This window comes from Acuticoccus mangrovi, assembly GCF_016411865.1.
GTDB classification, from domain to species: Bacteria; Pseudomonadota; Alphaproteobacteria; order Rhizobiales; family Amorphaceae; genus Acuticoccus; species Acuticoccus mangrovi.
The window spans coordinates 44,595-66,467 of record NZ_JAEKJA010000020.1 but is presented as its reverse complement, the minus strand read 5'-3'; the positions used below and the strand labels follow the sequence as shown (position 1 = coordinate 66,467).

The 21,873-nt window shown below is 69.6% G+C and carries 28 protein-coding genes; 12 read left to right on the top strand and 16 right to left on the bottom strand.

Annotated features, from left to right (window positions below; translation table 11 throughout):
• The first annotated feature begins 25 nt into the window (after nt 1-25).
• Nucleotides 26-1,003 (top strand): iron exporter MbfA, encoded by a 978-nt coding sequence (mbfA, locus tag JCR33_RS18715; RefSeq protein ID WP_198883650.1) that lies wholly within the window; start codon nt 26-28, stop codon nt 1,001-1,003.
• Between the two features lie 69 nt (nt 1,004-1,072).
• Here the strand turns inward: mbfA and JCR33_RS18710 are convergent, their stop codons facing one another.
• Nucleotides 1,073-2,041 (bottom strand): MBL fold metallo-hydrolase, encoded by a 969-nt coding sequence (locus JCR33_RS18710; protein ID WP_198883649.1) that lies wholly within the window; start codon nt 2,039-2,041, stop codon nt 1,073-1,075.
• Between the two features lie 174 nt (nt 2,042-2,215).
• Between JCR33_RS18710 and JCR33_RS18705 the strand changes: the two genes are divergently transcribed.
• Nucleotides 2,216-2,413 (top strand): DUF1674 domain-containing protein, encoded by a 198-nt coding sequence (locus JCR33_RS18705; RefSeq protein WP_198883731.1) that lies wholly within the window; start codon nt 2,216-2,218, stop codon nt 2,411-2,413.
• A 63-nt stretch (nt 2,414-2,476) separates the two neighbouring features.
• Here the strand turns inward: JCR33_RS18705 and gloA are convergent, their stop codons facing one another.
• From gloA to JCR33_RS18680, 5 genes are all read right to left on the bottom strand, one after another.
• Nucleotides 2,477-2,920, bottom strand: coding sequence for a lactoylglutathione lyase (gene gloA / locus JCR33_RS18700; protein WP_198883648.1), 444 nt, complete (start codon nt 2,918-2,920; stop codon nt 2,477-2,479).
• Between the two features lie 104 nt (nt 2,921-3,024).
• On the bottom strand, nt 3,025-3,420 hold the full coding sequence (locus JCR33_RS18695; RefSeq protein WP_198883647.1) for a hypothetical protein: 396 nt from the start codon (nt 3,418-3,420) through the stop codon (nt 3,025-3,027).
• 212 nt (nt 3,421-3,632) lie between these two features.
• Nucleotides 3,633-4,190, bottom strand: coding sequence for an HNH endonuclease (locus JCR33_RS18690; protein WP_198883646.1), 558 nt, complete (start codon nt 4,188-4,190; stop codon nt 3,633-3,635).
• Nucleotides 4,191-4,293: 103 nt separating this feature from the next.
• Nucleotides 4,294-4,932, bottom strand: coding sequence for an alpha/beta hydrolase (locus JCR33_RS18685; protein WP_198883645.1), 639 nt, complete (start codon nt 4,930-4,932; stop codon nt 4,294-4,296).
• A complete protein-coding gene (locus JCR33_RS18680) occupies nt 4,929-5,600 on the bottom strand; it encodes a DNA-3-methyladenine glycosylase family protein (RefSeq protein WP_198883644.1) in 672 nt (223 codons plus the stop codon). Before JCR33_RS18680 ends, JCR33_RS18685 begins: the two co-directional genes overlap by 4 nt.
• A gap of 150 nt (nt 5,601-5,750) precedes the next feature.
• On the opposite strand from JCR33_RS18680, the gene gluQRS reads away from it, so the two are divergent.
• A complete protein-coding gene (gene gluQRS / locus JCR33_RS18675; protein ID WP_198883643.1) occupies nt 5,751-6,599 on the top strand; it encodes a tRNA glutamyl-Q(34) synthetase GluQRS in 849 nt (282 codons plus the stop codon).
• A gap of 92 nt (nt 6,600-6,691) precedes the next feature.
• Nucleotides 6,692-7,726: an aspartate-semialdehyde dehydrogenase gene (locus JCR33_RS18670; RefSeq protein WP_198883642.1), complete on the top strand. Its 1,035-nt coding sequence runs from the start codon at nt 6,692-6,694 to the stop codon at nt 7,724-7,726.
• A 29-nt stretch (nt 7,727-7,755) separates the two neighbouring features.
• On the opposite strand, the gene JCR33_RS18665 is transcribed toward JCR33_RS18670, so the two are convergent.
• The gene (locus tag JCR33_RS18665) at nt 7,756-8,109 is read right to left on the bottom strand and encodes a DUF952 domain-containing protein (RefSeq protein WP_198883641.1); all 354 of its coding nucleotides are present in this window, start codon (nt 8,107-8,109) and stop codon (nt 7,756-7,758) included.
• 225 nt (nt 8,110-8,334) lie between these two features.
• On the opposite strand from JCR33_RS18665, the gene JCR33_RS18660 reads away from it, so the two are divergent.
• Complete coding sequence (locus JCR33_RS18660) at nt 8,335-8,973, top strand: S24 family peptidase (RefSeq protein WP_198883640.1); 639 nt, start codon at nt 8,335-8,337, stop codon at nt 8,971-8,973.
• Between the two features lie 6 nt (nt 8,974-8,979).
• Here the strand turns inward: JCR33_RS18660 and JCR33_RS18655 are convergent, their stop codons facing one another.
• The 9 genes from JCR33_RS18655 to pyrF all read right to left on the bottom strand — a co-directional run bounded on the left by JCR33_RS18655 (nt 8,980) and on the right by pyrF (nt 17,184).
• Nucleotides 8,980-10,026: a ligase-associated DNA damage response exonuclease gene (locus JCR33_RS18655; protein WP_198883639.1), complete on the bottom strand. Its 1,047-nt coding sequence runs from the start codon at nt 10,024-10,026 to the stop codon at nt 8,980-8,982.
• Nucleotides 10,027-10,057: 31 nt separating this feature from the next.
• A complete protein-coding gene (locus JCR33_RS18650; protein WP_198883638.1) occupies nt 10,058-11,023 on the bottom strand; it encodes a DMT family transporter in 966 nt (321 codons plus the stop codon).
• 64 nt (nt 11,024-11,087) lie between these two features.
• Nucleotides 11,088-11,609 carry a hypothetical protein gene (locus JCR33_RS18645; protein ID WP_198883637.1) on the bottom strand — a complete coding sequence of 174 codons (522 nt, stop codon included), beginning with the start codon at nt 11,607-11,609 and terminating at the stop codon, nt 11,088-11,090.
• A gap of 148 nt (nt 11,610-11,757) precedes the next feature.
• Nucleotides 11,758-12,861 (bottom strand): 3-isopropylmalate dehydrogenase, encoded by a 1,104-nt coding sequence (gene leuB / locus JCR33_RS18640; RefSeq protein ID WP_198883636.1) that lies wholly within the window; start codon nt 12,859-12,861, stop codon nt 11,758-11,760.
• Nucleotides 12,862-12,873: 12 nt separating this feature from the next.
• Nucleotides 12,874-13,800 carry a threonine/serine dehydratase gene (locus JCR33_RS18635; protein ID WP_198883635.1) on the bottom strand — a complete coding sequence of 309 codons (927 nt, stop codon included), beginning with the start codon at nt 13,798-13,800 and terminating at the stop codon, nt 12,874-12,876.
• A 49-nt stretch (nt 13,801-13,849) separates the two neighbouring features.
• Nucleotides 13,850-14,605, bottom strand: a complete 756-nt coding sequence (locus JCR33_RS18630; protein WP_198883634.1) for a sulfite exporter TauE/SafE family protein — start codon at nt 14,603-14,605, stop codon at nt 13,850-13,852.
• Nucleotides 14,602-15,651: an aldo/keto reductase gene (locus tag JCR33_RS18625; protein ID WP_198883633.1), complete on the bottom strand. Its 1,050-nt coding sequence runs from the start codon at nt 15,649-15,651 to the stop codon at nt 14,602-14,604. Before JCR33_RS18625 ends, JCR33_RS18630 begins: the two co-directional genes overlap by 4 nt.
• Before the next feature lie 96 nt (nt 15,652-15,747).
• On the bottom strand, nt 15,748-16,401 hold the full coding sequence (locus JCR33_RS18620) for an arylesterase (RefSeq protein WP_198883632.1): 654 nt from the start codon (nt 16,399-16,401) through the stop codon (nt 15,748-15,750).
• An 84-nt stretch (nt 16,402-16,485) separates the two neighbouring features.
• Nucleotides 16,486-17,184, bottom strand: a complete 699-nt coding sequence (gene pyrF / locus JCR33_RS18615; protein WP_198883631.1) for an orotidine-5'-phosphate decarboxylase — start codon at nt 17,182-17,184, stop codon at nt 16,486-16,488.
• 94 nt (nt 17,185-17,278) lie between these two features.
• Here pyrF and hisB point away from each other — a divergent pair, with 94 nt between their 5' ends.
• Genes hisB through coaA form a run of 7 tightly spaced genes read left to right on the top strand, consistent with a single transcriptional unit; the run spans nt 17,279 to nt 21,867 of the window.
• Nucleotides 17,279-17,872, top strand: coding sequence for an imidazoleglycerol-phosphate dehydratase HisB (hisB, locus tag JCR33_RS18610; protein WP_198883730.1), 594 nt, complete (start codon nt 17,279-17,281; stop codon nt 17,870-17,872).
• A gap of 11 nt (nt 17,873-17,883) precedes the next feature.
• A complete protein-coding gene (locus JCR33_RS25065) occupies nt 17,884-18,378 on the top strand; it encodes a DUF2628 domain-containing protein (RefSeq protein WP_198883630.1) in 495 nt (164 codons plus the stop codon).
• Nucleotides 18,375-19,025 (top strand): imidazole glycerol phosphate synthase subunit HisH, encoded by a 651-nt coding sequence (gene hisH, locus JCR33_RS18600; protein ID WP_198883629.1) that lies wholly within the window; start codon nt 18,375-18,377, stop codon nt 19,023-19,025. Before JCR33_RS25065 ends, hisH begins: the two co-directional genes overlap by 4 nt.
• Nucleotides 19,022-19,759: a 1-(5-phosphoribosyl)-5-[(5-phosphoribosylamino)methylideneamino]imidazole-4-carboxamide isomerase gene (gene hisA, locus JCR33_RS18595; RefSeq protein ID WP_198883628.1), complete on the top strand. Its 738-nt coding sequence runs from the start codon at nt 19,022-19,024 to the stop codon at nt 19,757-19,759. Before hisH ends, hisA begins: the two co-directional genes overlap by 4 nt.
• Nucleotides 19,759-20,526, top strand: a complete 768-nt coding sequence (gene hisF, locus JCR33_RS18590) for an imidazole glycerol phosphate synthase subunit HisF (protein WP_198883627.1) — start codon at nt 19,759-19,761, stop codon at nt 20,524-20,526. The genes hisA and hisF overlap by 1 nt, the downstream gene beginning before the upstream one ends.
• Nucleotides 20,527-20,546: 20 nt before the next feature.
• Entirely contained in the window at nt 20,547-20,867 is a 321-nt protein-coding gene (locus JCR33_RS18585) for a phosphoribosyl-ATP diphosphatase (protein WP_198883626.1), read from the top strand.
• A gap of 28 nt (nt 20,868-20,895) precedes the next feature.
• Nucleotides 20,896-21,867 carry a type I pantothenate kinase gene (gene coaA / locus JCR33_RS18580; protein WP_211110410.1) on the top strand — a complete coding sequence of 324 codons (972 nt, stop codon included), beginning with the start codon at nt 20,896-20,898 and terminating at the stop codon, nt 21,865-21,867.
• The last annotated feature ends 6 nt before the right edge of the window (nt 21,868-21,873 follow it).

The following is a 21,873-nucleotide window of genomic DNA, read 5'->3' as shown; positions in this document are numbered from 1 at the left end:
TAATTCGTAAGAAGGGCTCTCATCGATGATGGCGGGATTGTTCGGGCGCCGACGGTTCAAGGATCTGTCGGAGCAGGAGGTGCTCGCGCTCGCCATCACGTCGGAGGAGGACGACGCGCAGATCTACCGGTGGTACGCGGAGAGCCTGCGTCCGGACTATCCGGCGAGCGCCAGTGCGCTCGATGAGATGGCCGGCGAGGAGGACGGTCACCGCCGGCGCCTGATCGAGATGCATCAGAAGCGCTTCGGTCCGGTGATCCCCCTCATCCGGCGCGAGCACATCGCCGGCTACTACACCCGCCGCCCGGTGTGGCTCATCGAGAAGATGGGCGTCACCCGCATTCGCGAGGAGGCGGCGCGGATGGAGGCCGACGCCCGCGACTTCTACGTCAACGCCGCCAAGGTGTGTCCCGACGGCGACGTGCGCCTGCTGCTCGGCGATCTCGCAGCCGCCGAGGCCGAGCACGAGGACCGTTGGAACAGCATCGAGGAGACCGACGTGCCGCGCGACGTGCGCTCGGCCGAGGACGCGGCGGCGCATCGCCAGTTCATCCTCACCTACGTGCAGCCTGGCCTCGCGGGCTTGATGGACGGATCGGTGTCGACGTTGGCGCCGATCTTCGCGGCGGCGTTCGCGACGGGCGACACATGGCAGACCTTCCTGGTGGGTCTCGCGGCGTCCATCGGCGCGGGCATCTCGATGGGTTTCACCGAGGCCGCGTCGGACGACGGGGTGATCTCGGGGCGTGGGTCGCCGCTGCTGCGCGGCATCACCACCGGGGTGATGACCACGATCGGCGGCCTCGGCCACGCCCTTCCCTACCTCATCCCGCACTTTTGGACGGCGACGATCATCGCCTTCACGTTTGTGGCGATGGAGCTCTGGGCCATCGCCTGGGTCCAGAAGCACTTCATGCAGACGCCGTTCTGGCGGGCCACCTTGCAGGTGGTGGTCGGCGGCGCGCTGGTGCTCGCCGCCGGGGTGCTCATCGGTCAGGCCTGACCGATGAGGGGTGCGTCCCGCGCAGCCGGATAGAGCATCCTCTATGCGCTCGGTCGAGCGTCGGATGACCTAGAGATACTGCCAGTCGGCGCGGACGAAGGCGTAGCCGTCACCGTCGCGGGCGATGTGGCCGAAACCCGGGAAGGGGAGGTGCATGCCGGCGACGAGCAGGCGATCGCTCGCCGCCTCGTCGAGGATCTTCTGGCGGGTGGAGACGGCCTGCTCCGGCGTGGAGTCGAAGCCGATGAAGATCGCCGGGTCGGCGAGCTGGAGCGGCGGGACGTGGACGATGTCGCCCCAGATGAGGAGACCGGTGTCGCCGCTTTCGAGGCGGTAGCCGGTGTGCCCCGGCGTGTGGCCGGGCAGCGCCACGGCGTCGACGCCCGCGACGCCGAGATCGTCGGTGAAGGTGCGGGTGCTTCCCTCGTAGGCCGCGGCGACGGCGTTGACCCCGTCGACCATCCCCTTCGCTCCGTCCGGCAGGGCGGCGCGGGTCCCGGGATCGGTCCAGAATTCGAGCTCCGGCGCGGCGACGACGAGCTCGGCGTCCGGGAAGGCGGCGGCGCCGGTCGCGTCCGTCAGGCCGCCGATGTGGTCCGGGTGGAGGTGCGTCATCAGGATGGTGTCGACCGAGGCCGGCGCGATGCCCGCCGCCTCGAGGTTGGCCCTCAGGTTGCCGAGCGTCGGCGCCATCCCGCGCGAGCCGCCCGCGTCGACGAGGATGACGCGATCGCCGATCTCGATGGCGTAGGCGTTGACCGCCGCGGGATAGGCCGATGTCGGCTGGAAGGCGGCTTCCATGGCGCCCGCGAAGTCGGTCTCACCGACGGTGGGGAAGACGCCGGCGTTGAGCTGGAGATAGCCGTCGGCAAGGGCCGTCACCGTCGCCTCGCCCACCTTCATGCGATGGAAGGCGGGGGCCTGGGCGGTGCCCGCGGTGGCGGCGGCACCCTGCGCCGCGGCGAGGCGCACGGACAGCGTGGATGCGGCGCCGGCGGCGGCCGTGCTCAAGAGGATCTGGCGGCGGTTGAGGATCATGATGTCGCTCCCTTGTCGCGCCTTGGCCGGGGGGCAGCACGGCGCAGTTGAGGCGACAGATGAGGTCGGCACGGCGCGTCGCAATGGGCGGGGGCTCACACGCGCGTGAGGGGTGGCGGATCGGCCACGGACACGGCGATTGATCGGCGGCGCGGAATGGAACATATCGCGGGTATGAGCGATGAAACCAAATCCGACGACCGTCCGCCCCTGACGCCGGCCGCGCGCCGGGCGCTGGAAGAGGCCGCAGCCCGCCGCGCCGCGGCGGCGCAGGAGGCCGCCGAGCGCCCCGCCGAACAGGGCGGGCGCAACGGCCCCGAGCCGGTCCGCTACGGCGACTGGGAGGTCAAGGGGATCGCGACGGACTTCTGACCGCCGCGATCTCCGGCGGCGCGAGGCCGCATCGACGGCGTGCGCCGGTGTCGAGCCGCGGGCTCACCAGCTGCCGGTATTCTCCATCGACGACCACGGCTCGGCCGGGGCCTTCGCCTCGCCCTTCTGCAACAGCTCGATGGAGATGTTGTCCGGCGACTTCACGAAGGCCATGTAGCCGTCCCGCGGCGGGCGGTTGATGGTCACGCCGGCGTCCATCAGCCGCTGGCAGGTGGCGTAGATATCGTCGACGCGGAAGGCGAGGTGGCCGAAGTTGCGGCCGCTGGGGTAGCTTTCCGGGTCCCAATTGTAGGTGAGCTCGACCATCGGGCTCTTCTCGTCGCTCTGCGCGCGCGCCATGTCGTCGGGCGCGGCGAGGAAGATCAGGGTGTAGCGCCCCTTCTCGTTCTCCATCCGGCGCACCTCGCGCAGGCCGAGCTTGTTGCAATAGAAATCAAGCGACTCGTCCACATCGGTGATGCGGACCATGGTGTGCAGGTAATGCATAGGATGCCTCCGGATGGGTTCAGCATCCACCTAGGGCATCTTGGGCGAAAGGGGAAAGCCTGCTTGCGCGGTGCGCCGCAGCCTTCGGCGTCGCGAACGCCGCGTCAGCGCGAGGCGCAGGAGGGGGTCGAGCAGCGCAGCGTCGCCGCGGCGGGCGCGGTGCGCCGGAGGGCGGTCGTCGGCGTCGCGCGCGACCAGTAGACCTCGCGCGTGCGATAGGTGGTGACGGTGGTCGCCTCGCCGACGCAGGTGCCGGCGCAACCCCTGACGCGGGCGGGTGGACTGATGATCCGCGTCGGCGTCTGCACCTCCTGACGGACGAAGGACGCGTCGGCGACCCGAAACGGCTGGGTGCCCGGGGCTCCGGGACTGCCGCCCCAGGCCGCGGCCACCGCGAGCAGCATCAGCGTCAGCACGATGGCGACGGCGGAGGCCGCGATGCGTCCGCCCGTCTTCATCAGGGTGAAGTGTCGGCTGGGGATGGCTTCGGATGGGCTCACGACAACACCGCTCCTCCGTGCCGGATCGGAGCCTCTTAGCATCCCAGCATTGACCCTTGCTTTCATGACTTGGAACAATTGCAGAGGTCGTGTCGGTGCGGTGCGACGCAAGGGGCGTGCGACACCGTGGCGGGCAAGGGGGCTCGCGGCCGTGCGGCTTCGGAGACGGTGTCGGCTTGCGCGCGGGTGCCGCGTGGGCGGGGGGGCGGCGTCTAGGGCTCCAGCTCGGTGTCCCAGTAGAGGAAGTCGAGCCAGCTTTCGTGGAGGTAGTTGGGCGGGAAGAGGCGGCCGTTGTTGTGCAGGTCCTGCACGGTGGGGCGGTAGGGGTGCTGGCGGGGGAACATGTCGGCCGCCTTGCAGCTCTTGTTGGCCTTGCGCAGATTGCAGGGGGAACAGGCCGTGACGACGTTGTCCCAGGTGGTGAGGCCGCCCTTCGAGCGCGGAACGAGGTGGTCGAAGGTGAGGTCGTCGGGCGATCCGCAATATTGGCACTCGAAGCGGTCGCGGAGGAACACGTTGAAGCGTGTGAAGGCGGGGAAGCGGGCCGGTCGGATGTAGGTCTTCAGCGAGACCACCGAGGGGAGCCGCATTCGGAAGGAGGGGCTGCGCACCTCCGCCGAGTATTCCGATACGATGTTCACTCTGTCGAGAAACACCGCCTTGATGGCATCCTGCCAAGCCCAGAGAGACAAGGGGTAATAACTGAGCGGCCGGTAGTCTGCATTGAGTACCAGCGTGGGATGCGCATCGGGATGAACCGCGATGGTCAACCTACTCTCCCTCTTCGCCGAATCGCGAGAAGTCCTGTCGTCGTTATCGTGCGCCAACGTGACGGAGATGTGAAGCTTGTCCGTCTCGGCGTCACCATGATGCTTACCTCGGCAAGGAGCGGGCGAGATGGTCGCCGGCCATGGCGAGGCCGTCCTCGTCGATGCCGTGGGCGAGGCCGGGGCGGAAATGAAACTCCACCGGGACACCGGCGCCGCCGAGCGCCGTGGCGGCCTGCAGCGTGTGGCCGGCGGGAAGGATGTTGTCGGCCGTGCCGTGGATGAGGAGGGTCGGCACCGGCGGCAGGTCGGCGGGCTCCGGATCGGCGCAGAGGCCGGAGAAGCCGACGATCGCGGCGAGCGGCCGCGGCCGGCGGTAGCCCACGTGAAGGGCCATCATGGTGCCCTGGCTGAAGCCGACGAGGGCAAGCGCCGTCTCGTCGAGCGCGTAGCGGGCGAGCTCGGCGTCGAGGAAGGCGTCGAGCGAGGGCGCCGCGGCGGCGACCCCGCGAACATACTCGGCGGGGTCGCGCATGGTGAGGGGGAACCACTGGCGTCCGCCCATCGGCGTCGCCGCCGGCGCGTTGGGCGACACGAACTGGGTGTTCGGCAGGGCGCGGGCGAAGATGTCGGCGAGCGAGATGAGATCCGCCCCGTCGGCGCCGTAGCCGTGGAGGAAGACGACCAGCGAGGTCGGCGGCCGGCCCGAGCGCGGCGATTTGCGAGGGCCGGTGAGGAGGCTCACAAGGGGAACCCCGCCGTTGCCGCCTCGGTGGGGGTCTGCGTCGCGGGCGCGCCGGAATAGCGGTAGTAGGCCCACATCAGCCGGGCGGCGGTGGAGCGGTGGGGCGCCCACGCCTCGGCGATGGCGTCGAGCGCGTCGGGGCGCGGCTCCTCGGCGAGGTCGAGGGCGTCCTGGGTGGCGCGGCGCACCGCGAGATCCCCGACGGGGAAGATGTCCGGATGGCCGGCGCAGAACATCAGGTAGAGATCGGCGGTCCAGCGGCCGATGCCGGGGAGGTCCTCCAGCGCGGCGCGCGCCTCGGCGGTCTCCGCCTCGGCGAGGGCGAGGAGATCGAGCCCGCCCGCCACCGCTTCGGCGACGGCGCGGAACGTGCGCACCTTGCCGCGCGAGAGGCCGGCGGTGCGCATCGTGCTGTCGCTGGCGGCGAGGATCGTCTCGGCGGTGAGCGGGGCGAGGCAGGTCTCGACCCGGCCATAGACCGCGGCGGCGGACTGGGTGGACAGCTGCTGGCCGGCGACGATCCGCAGGAGGCCGGCGAGCCCCGCCGGCTGCAGCCGCAGCGGCACCACCGGCACCAGCTCGGCGATGCGCGCGAGGCGCGGGTCGCGGGCGGTCAGCGCCCGCACGGCATCGTCGATGTCGGATTGAGTTCGGATCCGCTCTGCCATGTCGCTCTCCCATAGCGGCTCCCAGCGGGCCGCGCCATTGAATTCGTGATCGGCCCGACGGTGCGCGGGCCCTATCCCGTTGAAATGGGTGTGGCTGTGGTGACACTGGGGCGACGGTCGGCTCAGAGTTGCGGCGGTCGAGGAGGACGAATGCTGCGCTTCGCGCCGAGCCCGAACGGGCGCCTGCACAAGGGTCACGCCCTCTCCGCGCTCGCCAACCGGCACATGGCCGATCGGCTCGGCCTGCCGCTGAGGCTGCGGATGGAGGACATCGACCCCGGTCGCTGCCGGCCGGAGTACGAGAGCGCCATCCTCGACGATCTCGCCTGGCTCGGCATCGCCTGGACGCCGCCGATGTGGCGCCAGAGCACCCGCTTCCCCGCCTATGCGGACGCGCTGGCGCGATTGCGGGCGATGGGGCTCCTCTATCCGTCCTTCGCCTCGCGACGGGAGATTTCGGAGGCGGCGCGCGTGCCGGGGATCGCGCGCGACCCGGACGGGGCGCCGGTGTTCCCCGGCGACGATGCCATCCTCGGCGCGGCGGAGGCGGCACGCCGGCGGGCGAGCGGCGAGCCGGCGGCGTGGCGCCTCAGAATGGCCGACGCCCTCGTCCGCACCGGCCCGCTCGAGGCCGTGACGGTGGACGCCGACGGGGCCGATCCGGTGCGCCGCCCCGTCGATCCCGCGCTCTGGGGCGACGTTCTCCTCGCCCGCAAGGAGACGCCGACGAGCTATCATCTCGCGGTGGTCGTCGACGATGCCGCGCAGGGCATCACCCATGTCGTGCGGGGCGAGGACCTCCTTCCCTCGACGGCGGTTCACCGGGTGCTGCAAAGCCTCCTCGACCTGCCGGCCCCCGCCTATCGGCACCATCCGCTCATCCTCGGGGCGGACGGGCGCAAGCTGTCGAAGTCGAACGGGGCGGAGGCGCTGCAGGTGCTGCGCGACGGCGGCCTGAGCGCGGCGGCGCTGCGCGCCGAGCTCGTCCCGCTCCTCTGATCCGGGAGCGAATTGCGCGCCTGCCATGGACAAGCGCCCCCTATCGCGCCTATCTGACCGCTTCGCATCACGACAAAGAGTGAGATGGTTCGATGGGCTTCCACGTGGCAGTCGTCGGCGCGACGGGCAACGTCGGCCGCGAAATCCTCGACATCATGGCCGAGCGCGGCTTTCCCGCCGACAAGGTGACGGCGCTTGCCTCGCGCCGCAGCCAGGGCACCGAGGTGTCGTTCGGCGACAAAACCCTGACCTGCTCCGCCCTCGAGACTGCCGACTTCTCCGACGTGGACATTGTGCTGATGTCGGCCGGCGGCGACGTCTCGCGCGAATGGGCGCCGAAGATCGGCAAGGCCGGCGCGGTGGTCATCGACAACTCCTCCGCCTTCCGCGTCGATCCCGACGTGCCGCTGATCGTGCCGGAGGTGAATGCCGACGCGGTGGAGGGCTTCCGCAAGAAGAACATCATCGCGAACCCCAACTGCTCGACCGCGCAGCTCGTGGTGGCGCTGAAGCCGATCCATGACCGCGCCAAGATCCGCCGCGTGGTGGTGTCGACCTACCAGTCGGTGTCGGGCGCCGGGAAGGAGGCGATGGACGACCTCTTCGCCCAGACGCGGGCGGTGTTCGTCTCCGACACGGTGGAATCGAAGAAGTTCCCCAAGCGGATGGCGTTCAACGTGATCCCGCAGATCGACGTCTTCATGGAGGACGGCGCCACCAAGGAAGAGTGGAAGATGATGGTCGAGACCAAGAAGATCCTCGACCCCAAGATCAAGCTGATCGCCACCTGCGTGCGCGTGCCGGTGTTCATCTCCCACGCCGAGGCGGTGACGCTGGAGCTCGAGGAGCCGCTGTCGGCCGACGAGGCACGCGAGATCCTGCGCGAGGCGCCGGGCTGCCTGGTGGTCGATAAGCGCGAGCCGGGCGGCTACGTGACCCCCTACGAGGCCGCCGGCGAGGACGCCACCTACATCAGCCGCATCCGTGAGGATCCGACGGTGGAGAACGGCCTCGCCATGTGGGTGGTGTCGGACAATCTGCGCAAGGGCGCGGCGCTCAACACCGTGCAGATTGCTGAACTCCTGGTGAACAGGAAGCTCCTCACGGGGCAGCGTCAGGCCGCCTGACAGGTGTCAGGGTGCGACACGACGTCGCACTAAACTTCCAACTTCAGACGCGGGACCTGCCAGCCGTCCCGCGTCTGCGGGACCGGCACGACCGCTTCCACGTCGCTCAGCACGAGGGGACGATAGAGGTGAGGGAAGCGCTCTCCGCCGCGCGAGACCTCCCAGCGGAGTGCGTCTTCAAGCGCCCCAATTTTAACATATATTAGAAACAGCGTAGCGATTTGGTGGAAATGTTTTGTCAGGGTGCCGGGCACCTGGGCGTCGGTCGACAGGTGCACGAAGCCGTCGCGGCGGTCGTCGGCGGAGCCCTCGAAGCGTCCGGACACCACCAGTTCGGCCAACTCGTCGGCGCGGAGAATTTTAATGATCGACACATCGTTCATTGGATTGAGCTTCTGTCCTCCGCGATGGTTTCGATGAAAGAGAGAGAGGCGTTCCGGCATTATTCCATGCTGAATGCATACTGTGTTAAATGTTTCCATAGCGGTTGCAGCTTGTTCGCACGCTGAGCGGTTGCGATCGCGACCCGGGCTAAGTTTGATCTAGGTCAGTACCGCATGCGGATTAGGACATTGCCGCGGACGAACACCTTCGGCTTGGAGTAGAATATGCTTGCGCACGAAGAGGTTTGGAACGCGATCGACTCGTTGGCGGATCGCAACGGCATGTCGCCATCGGGGTTGGCGCGCCGTTCCGGTCTCGATCCCACCACGTTCAACAAGTCGAAGCGTTTCGCGCCGGATGGGCGGCCCCGCTGGCCGTCCACCGAATCCATCGCGAAGATTTTGACGGCCACCAACACCTCGATCACCGAGCTCTTCGGTGAGGGGGCGGAAACCGTCTATCCGGCCGAGCACGTCTCCGTGCCCCTCCTCGGGGAGGCGCACGCGGGCTTCGAGCTGCCGGCGGCGGCGGCCGAGAAACCCGTGGCGCTGCCGCGTCCGCCGCGGATCATCCATTTTCCGGATGCGCGGCACGGTCCGCTCTACGCTCTGTCGGTGGTGGGCGATTCCATGCAGCCGCTCTATCGCCATGGCGACGTTCTGTTCGTCTCCTCCTCGGCGTCGGCCCGGCCCGGCGACCGCGTGGTGGTCAAGCTGACCAACACCGACGTGCTGGTGAAGATCCTGAAGGACAACACCGGCAACGAGGTGAGCTTCCACGCCGTCAACCCGGATCATCCGGACGTCGCCTTCTCGTGCGACAGCGTCGAGTGGATTGCGAAGATCGTCTACGCGTCGCAATAGGACACCTCAGGCGGCCTCGTCGGGGGACGGCTCGATGAGGTCGGCCTCGCCGTCGTCACCATCGCCGTAGCCGAGGAGGCGGAGCGGGCGGGCGTCGATGCCGGCCTGCGTCGCCCAATGGACGAGGGCGTCCTCCTGGCCGTGGGTCACCCACACCGCCTCCGCCCCGGTCTCCACGATGGTGGTGCACAGATCCTCCCAATCGGCATGGTCGGAGATGACGAGAGGCAGCTCCACGCCGCGCTGCCGCGCCCGCGCGCGCACCCGCATCCAGCCGGAGGCGAAGCCGGTCACCGGATCGCCGAAGCGGCGAGACCAGCGGTCGGCGAGCGCCGACGGCGGACAGAGGGTGATGGACCCGCCGAGCGTCTTCGGTTCCACCTCTTTCACCGGCTCGAGCCGGCCGAGATCGACGCCCGCTTCGACGTAGTGGTCGGTGAGGCGCTGCAGCGCGCCGTGCAGATAGATCGGCGCGTGATGGCCGGCAGCACGCAGCAGCGCGATGACCCGCTGCGCCTTGCCGAGCGCGTAGGCGCCGACGAGATGCGGCCGATCGGGAAAGAGGCTGAGCGAATCGAGCAGCTTCGCCACCTCGTCGGCGGCGTCCGGATGGCGGAACACCGGCAGCGCGAACGTCGCCTCGGTCACGAAGAGGTGGCAGGGCACGAGCTCGAACGACGCGGCCGTCGGATCGGACTGGCGCTTGTAGTCGCCGGAGACGACGGCACGGTGGCCGCCGCGGTCGATCAGCACCTGCGCCGAGCCGCGAATGTGGCCGGCCGGATGAAGGCTCACGCCGAGGCCGTCGACGGTGACGGGTTCGCCGTAGGGGGTGGGCTGGCGCGTGGTGGTGAACCCTTCGCCATAGCGGATCGCCATGATGGCGAGCGTTTCGGGCGTCGCGAGCACGCTGCCGTGGCCTGGCCGCGCGTGATCGGCGTGGCCGTGGGTGATGACGGCGCGCGGGACCGGCCGAATCGGGTCGATGTGGAACCGACCGCGCGGACAGTAGAGGCCTTCCGGGGTGAGAGTGAGGAGAGGCTCGCTCGTCATGAGGCCAACATAGGGTACGAGGGCCGGCTGGTCAGGGCTCGACCTTGACGCGCGTCTCGGCCCTTTCGGCGTTGGCTTCGCCCTCCAGCGGGGCGAAGGGGCGCGGCGAGGCGCTGGCGGCGACGGGCTTGCGCCCCACCCTTTGCTCGCGCCACAGCGTGTAGAGGCCGGCGCCGACGACGATGGTTGCGCCGACGAGGGTCATCACGTCCGGCACGTCGCCGAAGATGACGAAGCCCAGCACGAACGAATAGACGAGCACGGTGTAGCGAAAGGGGGAGACCACCGAGATCTCACCGAGCCGCAGCGCGGTCACGTTGATGAGGTAGCCGAGGGTGACGGCGAGCGCCGCCCCCGCGCCGACGGCGAAGTCGACGGCGGAGGCGTGATGCCAGCCTTGGAACGGCATGACGATGGCGGAGCTGACCGTGATGGTGACGAGCGTCGCGAGGCTCGCGAACACTGCCGGCGTGGACGGAGAGAGAAGGCGCGTGACGAGATCGCGCACCACCACGAAGACGACGGTGACGAGGGGAAGCAGGGACAGGGCGTCGAACCCTTCCCCGCCCGGCCGGATCATGATGAGGACGCCGAGGAAGCCCACGCCGATGGCCGTCCAGCGCCGCCAGCGGACCGGCTCGCCGAACAACAGGGCGGCCGCCATGGTGAGCACGAGCGGCGCGACCTGCGTCAGCGCCACGGCATCGGCGAGCGGCATTTGCGACAGCGCGACCATGAAGGTGGCGGTCGCCGCCACCTCGCAGAGGGACCGCGTCGCCAGCGCCATCATGTCGCGCGCCGTGGGGTGGAAGCGATCGAAACCGGTATGCCAGCAGAGCCCGAGGATGAAGATGGTTCCGAGACCGCTTCGGATCAGCACGGCCTGTGTGAGGGGCAGCGATTCGAAGGCGATCTTCAGGAGCGCGTCGTTGACGGCGAAGAAGCCCATCGACACCGCCATGAGCGCGGCGCCACGGGTGTTGTCGGTCTGGGGCATCGAAAGACTCGGGCGGGTAGATACACCCTCCTTACACGCATTCGCGGGCGCGCGCCTATCAGACTCAGTCGAACAACATCACGTCTGGTGTCAGTGCGGCGAGCGTCGTGTTCCCGATCCGCAGGCTCGTCTCGTAGCCGAGATAGGTGTTCCCGCGCTGGTAGACGACATCCGCGCCGTCTTGGACCGCGCGAGCCATGAAGGTCTCGTAGCTCTCGCCATAGAAGTGGATGCGGTCCTCGCCGGGATCGAAGTCCCGAACGACCGTGTCGCCGGGGGCGAAGTCGGCGACGACGATGTCGTAGCCCGGGCCGCCCGTCAGATCGTTGTCGCCGCGCACACCGTCGAGCGTGTCGTCGCCGGTTCCGCCGTCGGTGGTGTCGTCTCCCGCCTCGCCGGCGAGGCTGTCGTCGCCGCCGAGCCTCATGACCACGTCGTCGCCGTCGAAGCTGTAGAGCCGGTTCGCGTCGTTGGTGCCGGTGAGATGGTCGTCGTGTCGGAAGCCGTTCAGGTTCTCGACCGCGGCGTAGGTGTCGCCGTGGGCGTCTCCGCCGCGGTCGAGATTGCGGGAGAGATCGACGGTCACGCCGCAGGGCGAGGCGGAGGAGCCGACGGTGTCGGTGCCCGCGCCGCCGCGGCTGTCGTCGTCGCCGTCGCGGCAGAGGACGGTGTCGCCGTTGCCGGGCCGAGGGCGCGCCGGCTGAGCGGCGCGCCCTCGGCGGTCGGCACGCGCCTCAGCGCAGCGACATCTCGAGGTTGCCGAGGATGGCGTCGGTCATCTCGGTGGTTCCCACCGCCTCGTCGCCGGGGGCGGCGATGTCGGCGGTGCGCAGGCCCTCGGCGAGGGTCTCGGCGATGGCCGCGTCGAGCGCCTTCGCCTCGGCGACCATGCCGAACGAATACTGCAGCGCCATGCCGAAGGACGCGATCATCGCGATCGGGTTGGCGATGCCCTTGCCGGCGATGTCGGGCGCGGAGCCGTGCACCGGCTCGTAGAGGGCGCGGCGCCGGCCGGTGGTCGAATCCACCGCGCCGAGCGAGGCCGACGGCAGCATGCCGAGCGAGCCGGTCAGCTGAGCGGCGATGTCGGACAGCATGTCGCCGAAGAGGTTGTCGCAGACGATGACGTCGAACTGCTTGGGATTGCGCACGAGCTGCATAGCGCCGGCATCGGCGAGCATGTGGTCGAGCGTGACGTCCTCGTAGCCGTCCTTGTGGGTCTCCTCCATCACCTCGCGCCAGAGCACGCCCGTCTTCATGACGTTGCGCTTCTCCATCGAGGTGACGTGGTTGCGGCGGGTGCGGGCGAGGTCGAACGCGGCGCGGCCGATGCGGTCGATCTCGTAGGTGTCGTAGACCTGGGTGTCGATGGCCCGCTTCTGGCCGTTGCCGAGCTCCTCGATGGTCTTCGGCTCGCCGAAATAGACGCCGCCGGTGAGCTCGCGCAGGATGATGATGTCGAGCCCTTCCACCACCTCGCGCTTGAGGCTGGAGGAGTCGGCGAGCGCCGGATAGCAGATCGCCGGCCGGATGTTGGCGAACAGGTCGAAGTGCTTGCGCAGGCGCAGGAGGCCGGCCTCCGGGCGCATGTCGTAGGAGAGGCCGTCATACTGCGGACCGCCGACGGCGCCGAACAGGATGGCGTCCGCCGCCATCGCCTTGGCCAGCGTCGCCTCGGAGATCGGCGCGCCCTCGTTGTCCACCGCGGTGCCGCCGACGAGGCCGCTCTGGAGCTCGAACCCCGCCCCGCGCTTGTTGAAGAAGTGGATGACGCGCTCGGTGGCCGCCATCACTTCGGGGCCGATGCCGTCGCCGGCGAGGAGCAGGAGGGAAGGCATGATGGATCCTTTCTAGCCGAGGAGTTCCGCAAAGAGTGCTGGATCGGTGTTGCCGCCGCAGACGAGCACGCCGACACGCTCGCCGGGCCGTGGCGTATAGGCGCCGGACTGGAGCGCGGCGAAGGCGGTGGCGCCACCCGGCTCGACCATGAGCCGGGCCGTCTGCCACAGCGTGCGCATCGCCTCGACGATGGAGTGGTCGGGCACGAGCACCACCTCGTCGACATAGCGGGCGGCGATGGCGTGGTTGAGGGCGCCGGTGCGCTTGGCGCCGAGGGAGTCGGCGGCGATCGAGTCCACCTCGACATCGACCGGTCCGCCCGCGGCGAGCGCGGCATGGAGGCACGCCGAGCCTTGGGGCTCGACGCCCACCACCTTCACCCGGTCCTCGAACCAGCTGGCGACGCCGGAGATCAGGCCGCCGCCGCCGACGGCGACGAGCACGGTGTCGAGCCCCGTGCTGTCGGCCTCCCACTCGGCGGCCACGGTGCCCTGGCCGGCGACGGTGGCGGGGCTGTCGTAGGCGTGGATGGAGATGGCGCCGGTCTCCGCCTGGAAGGCCTCGCAGGCGGCGAGGGCGTCGGCGTAGCGGTCGCCGCCGATGTGAACGTCACCCATCGCCGCCTCGATGACGCGCAGCTTGGCGCGACTCGCGATGGTCGGCACGAAGATCGCGGAGGCATGGCCGAGCCGGGTCGCGGCATGGGCGACGGCGGCGCCGTGGTTGCCGCCGGATGCGGCGGCGACGCCGGCCTCGGGCACGTCGTTCGAGAGGAGAGCGTTGAAGGCGCCGCGTGCCTTGAAGGAGCCGGTAACCTGAAGGAGCTCCAGCTTCAGCTCGCAGCGCACCGGGTCGGCGAGCTGCATCAAGGGCGTGCGCCGCACGTAGGGGGCGATCCGGTTCTGGGCGGCGGCGATCATTTCGCGAGTGACGCTCATCGGGAGGCTCCGGAGAAAGCGGCGCCGACGGGGGGCCGGCCGGCGCTGCCTACCACAAATCGAACCCGGCGCGGATGAGGAGCTGGACGCCGATGAGGGTGAGCACGACCTTGAGTGCGGTGCGCAGCGACTGCTCGGGCAGGCCGTGGAGCAGGCGTGTGCCGATCACGGTGCCGATGAAGCCGGCGACGATCATGGCGGCGAGCAGCGGGATCCAGGCGCCGAACGCGAAGCCGAGGAAGCCGAAGGCGAGGATCTTGAGGAGGTGCTGGACGGTCATCGCCGCCGCGGTGGTAGCGACGAGGCTTTTGTGGGAAAGGCCCGCCTGCCGCAGCATCGCCATGACGAAGGGGCCGGTGGCGCCCACGAACATGGTGAGCACGGTCGCCCCCGCCCCGCCGATGGCGAGAACGCCGCGCTCGCCCCGGCCGAGCGGCGGCAGCTTCACCCACGTGGTGACGATGACGAAGAGGCCGATGGCGATGAGGATCACCTCCTCCGGCAGATCCGTGACGAGGAGGCCGCCCACCACCGCCCCCACCACGGCGCCGACGGTGAAGGGCAGGAGGAGGCGCAGCGTGGCGGCGCGCGCCTGCATCGCCGCCCGCCCGACATTGGAGCCGAGCTGGACGACGCCGTGGATCGGGATCAGCGCGTCGATGGGCACGACGAACGTCATCGCCGCGAGCAGAGTGACGCCGCCGCCGATCCCCACCGAGGCGGAGAGGGCACTCGTCAGCGTGCTGAGGACGATGAGGGCGAGCGCGGCCCAAGGGTCGACACCCGCGGGCAGGAGGGCGGTCATGGGCTGACGTTCCCGTGGGTGCGGTGAAGGGTGTCGATCGCCTCCAGAAGCTCCGGGGAGAGGGTGATGTCGGCCGCCGCGAGGCAGGTCTGAAGCTGCGCCGTGGAGGTGGCGCCGAGGATCACGCTGGTCATGAAGGGCCGCGACACGGCGAAGGCGATGGCCATCTGCGCCGGATCGAGCCCGTGCGCCTCGGCGAGCGCGAGGTAGCGGTCGTTCTGCTCGACGGCGCCCGGACCCTCATAGCGCTTGAGGCGGTCGAACAGCGTCTTGCGGGCGCCGGGGGGCAGCGCGCCGTCGCGATATTTGCCGGTGAGGTAGCCCTGGGCGAGGGCGGAGTAGGCGAGAAGGGACACGTCCTCGCGCAGGCACGCCTCGGCGAGGTTCACCTCGAAGGAGCGGTTCACCAGGCTGTAGGCGTTCTGGATGGAGACGATGCGGGGCAGCGGATCGGAGGCGGCGAGCCACTTCATCACGCCCCAGGTCGATTCGTTCGACACGCCGATGTGGCGGACCTTGCCCGCCTTCACCAGCGCGCCGAGGGCGTCGAGACTCTCGGCGATGGGGGTCTCGTCGGCCGGCCGGTCGGGCACCGTGAAGACGGTGGGGTTGGAACCGAACTGCGTCACCGGCCGGTCGGGCCAGTGCACCTGGTAGAGGTCGACATAGTCGGTCTTGAGGCGCTTCAGGCTGCCGTCGATGGCCTCGTTGATGTCGCGGGCGGTGAGGCGGGGCTCGTGCCCGTCCTCGCGCAACCAGGTCTGCGAGGAGCGGCCGACCACCTTGGTGGCGATCATCACCTTGTCGCGCGCGCCCTTCCGCGCGGCGAACCAGTTGCCCATGATCGTCTCGCAGCGATGCTTCGTCTCGGCCCGCGGCGGGATGGGATACATCTCGGCGTTGTCGAAGAGGTTGATGCCGCGGTCGAGCGCCATGTCCATCTGCGCGAAGGCTTCGGCCTCGGTGTTCTGCGACCCGAAGGTCATGGTGCCGAGGCAGAGAGCGCTGACGGTGAGATCCGTCCGGCCGAGCTTGCGATATTCCATGACGGCGCGTGGTCCTCGAGGGGGGAAGGGAGGAGACGCCGGCGGCGGTGGCCGGCGGACGTTCTTGTTAGCCCCTCGGGAAAGAGAACGGAAGGCTCAGGTCTTTTCCTGGGTCGTCGCCCGGTCGACGAGCTCCTTCACCTTGGGCAGGATGTGTTCGACGATCACGCCCACCCCTTCGGCCGTCGGATGGATGCCGTCACCGAGATTGAGGGTGGGATCGGCGGCGACCCCGTCGAGGAAGAAGGGGTAGTAGACGAGGTCGCGACTGCCGAGGTCGGCGTAGATGGCGCGGAAGGCGTCGCCATAGTCCTCGCCGAGATTGGGTGGGGCGAGCATGCCGGCGAGGAGCACGGGCAGGCCGCGCGCCTCGAGGCGGTCGAGGATGGCAGTGAGGTTCTGCCGCGTCCTGGCGGGATCGATGCCGCGTAGCGCGTCGTTGCCGCCGAGCTCCACGATCACCGCGTCGGCGTCCTCGCCCACCGACCAGTCGAGCCGGGCGAGGCCGCCGGAGGTGGTGTCGCCGGAGACGCCGGCGTCGACCACCTTCACGTCGAGCCCCTCGGCCTTGAGGGCGCCTTCGAGCTGGGCGGGAAAGCCGGCGCCCGGGGGAAGCTGATAGCCGGCGGTGAGGCTGTCGCCGAGCGCTACGATGGTGACGGTCTCGGCCGCGGCGGGCGTCGCGACGACGCCGGCGAGCGCGACGGCGAAGGCCGCACCGGCGAAGGCGAGATGGCGGAGCGGGTGCACGGAAGGCCTCTCCTCGTTGCGGGTGAGACGGAGGTAGGGCCGCGCGCCGCCGTCACCAAGCCGGTGCGACGCCGCACTCGGCGCCTACGCGGATGCCAGCGCGTCGGCGATCGCGTCGCGATAGCGCTCGGCCGCCGCGCGCGGGTCGGCCGCGGCGTTGATGGGGCGGCCGACGACGAGGGCGTCGGCGCCGGCGGCGATCGCCGAGGCGGGGGTCGCAATGCGCTTCTGGTCGCCGGCGGCGTCGTCCGCCATGCGGATACCGGGGGTGATGACGGTGAGGCCGCTGGCGGCGGCGACGGCGGCCTCCTGCGGCGAGCAGACGATGGCGTCGGCACCGGCCGCGGCCGCGCCGGCGATCCGCTGTGCGACGAGGTCCGCCGCGCCGATCGCGTAGCCCGCTTCGCGCAGGTCGGCGTCGTCGAGCGAGGTGAGCACGGTCACGGCGACGATGGCGAGCCCGTCGGGGCGCGCGGCGACGGCGGCGCGCAGCGCCTGCGGGTAGGCATGGACGGTGAGGAAGGTCGCTCCGAGCGCCCCGGCCGAGCGCACGCCGCCCGCCACCGTGTTGGCGATGTCGAGGAGCTTCATGTCGAGAAAGGTCCGATGGCCCGCCCGGGCGAGCTCGGCGGCGAAGTCCAGCCCGCCGGCCATCGCGAACTCCAGGCCGATCTTGTAGACGCCGACGACGCCTTCGGTGGCGCGCACCAGGCGCTCGGCGGCGGCGCTGTCGGCGACGTCGAGGGCGAGGATGAGACGGCTCTCGGGGGTGGGAAAGTCCATGGGGGCTCCAGCGGCTGCCGCGGCGGGGCAGCCCCGCGCGAATTGATGTAGGCGTGCGGAAGAAAAGCGCGCTAGAAGCCATCCAATGACACAGATGCTCCCTGCGCGAAAAGCCGAGGTCGCGCGCCGGACCAACGAAACCGACATCCGTGTCGTCGTCGATCTCGACGGCGGCGGGGTGAGGGAGATCGCGACCGGGGTCGGCTTCTTCGACCACATGCTCGACCAGCTCGCGCGCCATTCGGGCATCGCGATGACGATCGCCGCCACGGGCGACCGCCATATCGACGATCATCACACCGTGGAGGACGTGGGGATCGCCCTCGGCGAGGCGGTGCTGAAGGCGCTCGGCGACAAGCGCGGCATCACGCGCTACGCCGACTGCCTGCTGCCGATGGACGAGACGTTGACCCGCGTCGCCCTCGACATCTCCGGCCGGCCCTTTCTGGTGTTCCGCAGCACCTTCCACACGCCGAAGATCGGCACCTTCGACACGCAGCTCGTGAAGGAGTTCTTCACGGCCTTCGCGATCAACGCGCGGCTGACCTTGCACGTCGAGACGCTCTATGGCGAGAACGATCACCATATTGCGGAGAGCTGCTTCAAGGGGGTCGCGCGGGCGCTCGGGGCGGCCGTGGCGATCAAGGATCCCGGCGGGGCGATCCCGTCGACGAAGGGCGCGCTCTGAGGAGGGGCGGCATGGCCATCTGGACCGTGTGGGAGCATGAGAAGTTCGGCGAGAAGCAGGCGGAGCGCGCCGTGTTCGTGCGCGACGGGTTCGCCTGGCTCGCCATGATCGCGCCGCCGCTGTGGCTTCTCGCGAACCATATGTGGGTGCTGTTCGTCGTCCTCGGGGTATTGGTCGGCGCCATCCTCTGGCTGGTCTCGACGGCGCTTTCCGCTGAGGTCGCGGGGGTGGTGGCGCTGGGGCTGATGGTGTGGTTCGGCTTCGAGGCGCGGGGGCTGCGGCGCTGGTCGCTCGCCCGGCGTGGCTGGCGGATACGCGCGGTCGCCGAGGGCCGCCGCTATCGCGACGCCGAGCGGCGCTATTTCACCGATCGCCTCGCCCCGCACCTTCCGCCGCACACCCATCGGCCGGTTCCCGAGGCGGGCGGAGCCGCACCGTGGGCGCCGGCGCCGGCGACGCGCGCTGCGCCGGGCTTGATCGGCGCGGCGAAAGGGGAGCGGGCGTGAGCGTCGTCATCATCGATTACGGGTCGGGCAACCTGCGCTCGGCGCAGAAGGCGTTCATGCGTGCCGCCGACGAGGCGGGGATGCAGGATGCCATCGTGGTGTCGGCCGATCCGCGGCGGGTGGCGCGGGCCGAACGCATCGTGCTGCCCGGCGTCGGCGCCTTCGCCGACTGCATGGCCGGCCTCTCCTCCACCTCCGGCATGGTCGACGCCCTGCTCGAGGCGGTGGTGCACCAGAGGGTGCCGCTGCTCGGCGTCTGCGTCGGCATGCAGCTGTTTGCGACGCGGGGGCTCGAGCACCGCGTGACCAAGGGGCTCGACCTCATTCCGGGCGACGTGCGCCTGCTGGAGCCCAGCGACCCGTCGCTGAAGATCCCGCACATGGGCTGGAACGTGCTCGAGGAGGTGCGGCCGCATCCGCTGCTCGAAGGGATCCCGACGGGGCCGGACGGCTGGCACGCCTATTTCGTCCACTCCTACGTGATCGCGCCGGACCGGGCCGAGGACATCATCGCGCTGTCCGAGCACGGCGAGCCCTTCGCCGCCATCGTCGGTCGCGACAACATCGTGGGCACGCAGTTCCATCCCGAGAAGAGCCAGCGCCTCGGCCTCGCTCTGATCGCGAACTTTCTGAAGTGGATGCCATGATCCTCTACCCTGCCATCGACCTGAAGGACGGCGCCTGCGTGCGCCTGCGCCAGGGCGAGATGGACCGGGCCACCGTGTTCTCCGACGATCCGGGCAAGACGGCGGCGGGCTTCCTCGCCCTCGGCTTCCGCCGGCTGCACGTCGTGGATCTCAACGGCGCCTTCGCCGGCGAGAGCCGCAACGGGGCGGCGGTCGACGCGATCCTCGCCGCCACCACGGTGCCGGTGCAGCTCGGCGGCGGCATCCGCACCATGGCGCACATCGAAAGCTGGCTCGAGCGCGGCATCGCGCGGGTGATCCTCGGCACAGCCGCCGCCAAGGATCCCGAGCTGGTGAAGACCGCGTGCCGCGCCTTCCCCGGCCGCATCGTGGTGGGGATCGACGCGCGCGACGGCAAGGTCGCCGTGGCCGGCTGGGCGGACGCCACGGAGCTGTCCGCCCGCGACCTCGCCCTCAACTACGAGGACGCCGGCGTCGCCGCCATCGTCCACACCGACATCGGCCGCGACGGGATGCTGACCGGCCTCAACCTCGCCGAGACGGTGGCGATCGCGACGGCGGTGTCGACCCCGGTCATCGCCTCCGGCGGCTTCTCGGGCATGGATGACATCGCCCGCCTCGCCGCGCCCGAGGCCGCGATCCTCGACGGGGCGATCCTCGGCCGGGCTCTTTATGACGGGCGGGTGGATGCCGCGGCGGCGCTCGCCACCCTGCCGCAGCCGGAGGTCGTGTGATGCTGAAGAAGCGCATCATTCCCTGTCTCGACGTGGCCGAAGGGCGCGTGGTGAAGGGCGTCCGCTTCGAGAATCTGGTCGACGCCGGCGACCCGGTGGAGGCCGCCACCGCCTACGACGCGGCCGGGGCGGACGAACTGACCTTTCTCGACATCACCGCGAGCCACGAGGAGCGCTCCATCCTGTTCGACGTCGTGCGGCGGACGGCGGAGCGCTGCTTCATGCCGCTGACGGTGGGCGGCGGCATCCGCACGATCTCCGACATCCGCTCCCTGCTCCTCGCCGGTGCGGACAAGGTGTCGATCAACACCGCGGCGGTGCGCGATCCGGAGTTCGTCGGCCGCGCCTCGGAAAAGTTCGGGGCGCAGTGCATCGTCGTCGCCATCGACGCCAAGCGGGTGGGCGACCACTGGGAGATCTTCACCCACGGCGGCCGCAAGCCCACCGGCATCGAGGCGGTGGCGTTCGCCAAGGACATGGCGAAGCGCGGCGCCGGCGAGATCCTGCTGACGTCGATGGACGCGGACGGCACCAAGGCGGGCTTCGACATCGGCGTGACCCGCGCCATCGCCGATGCGGTGACGATCCCGGTGATCGCGTCGGGCGGGGCGGGCACCCTCGACCATCTGGTCGAAGCGGTGAAGGAGGGGCATGCCGAGGCGGTGCTCGCGGCCTCGATCTTCCACTTCGGCACCTACACCATCGGCGAGGCCAAGGACTATATGGCCGCCGCCGGCATTCCGATGCGGCTCGATCCCCATGCTTAAACCGCTATGACGGCCATCCGATGAGCGACTTCTCCGTCCACGCCCTCGAGGCGATCATTCGCGACCGCCTCGCCGATCCGGACGCCAAGTCCTACACGCGTGCGCTGGCGGCCAAGGGAACCGACAAGTGCGCCGAGAAGTTCGGTGAGGAGGCCGTCGAGGCCGTCATCGCCGCGGTGCGCCGCAGTCCCGAGGAGCTGACGGCGGAGGCGGCCGACGTCGTCTATCACCTCACCGTGCTCCTCGCCGTATCGGGTCTGTCGTGGGATGCGGTGTTGACGGAGCTGCATCGCCGCACGGCCCGCTCGGGCCTCGAAGAAAAAGCCAGCCGCTTGTCCTAGTCGAGCGGCCTCCTTATGAGGGGGGCTCATGGACGTTGCCGTGACATCTGAGCGTCGCTCGCGCGACGAGCTGGCCCCCTACCACGTCTTCGACGAGGTGGAGTGGGCCCGGCTGCGCGCCGACCAGCCGATGACTTTGTCATTGGTCGAAATCCAAGCGCTGCAAGGGTTCAACGACTATGTGGACCCGGACCAGGTCGAGACGATCTACTTGCCGCTCTCGCGCCTTCTGACGTTCTATCTGGAGGCGACCCAGGGTCTGCACAGCGCCACCAGCGCCTTCCTCGGGCGCAACGGCGGGCGGGTGCCGTTCATCATCGGCATCGCCGGCTCGGTGGCGGTGGGCAAGACCACCACGGCGCGCCTGCTTCAGGCGCTGCTCGCCCGCTGGCCGTCCTCGCCCAAGGTGGACCTCGTGACCACCGACGGCTTCCTCTACCCCAACGCCACGCTCCTCGCCGAAGGGCTGATGGAGAAGAAGGGCTTTCCCGAGAGCTACGACGTCGGCGCGCTGATCAATTTCCTCGCCGACATCAAGGCCGGGGTGCGCCACGTGCAGGCACCGGTCTACTCCCACCTCACCTACGACCGCGTGCCGGGGGAGACGATCGAGGTCGATCAGCCGGACATCCTCATCGTCGAGGGGCTCAACGTGTTGCAGACGAGCCGCCTGTCGAGCGAGCGGCAGCGGGTGCCCTTCGTGTCCGACTTCTTCGACTTCTCGATCTATATCGACGCCGACGAGGACGCGCTGGAGCGGTGGTACATGACGCGCTTCATGCGGCTGAAGGAGACGCGCTTCACCGACCCGCGCTCCTACTTCCACCAGTATGCCGGCATTTCCGACGGCGAGGCGACCCACTTCGCCCGCCGGCTGTGGCGGCGCATCAACCTCAAGAATCTGCGCGAGAATGTCGGGCCGACCAAGCTGCGGGCCGACCTGATTCTGCACAAGGACGAGGACCACCGCATCGACCAGGTGGCGCTGCGGAAGGTGTGAGGCGGG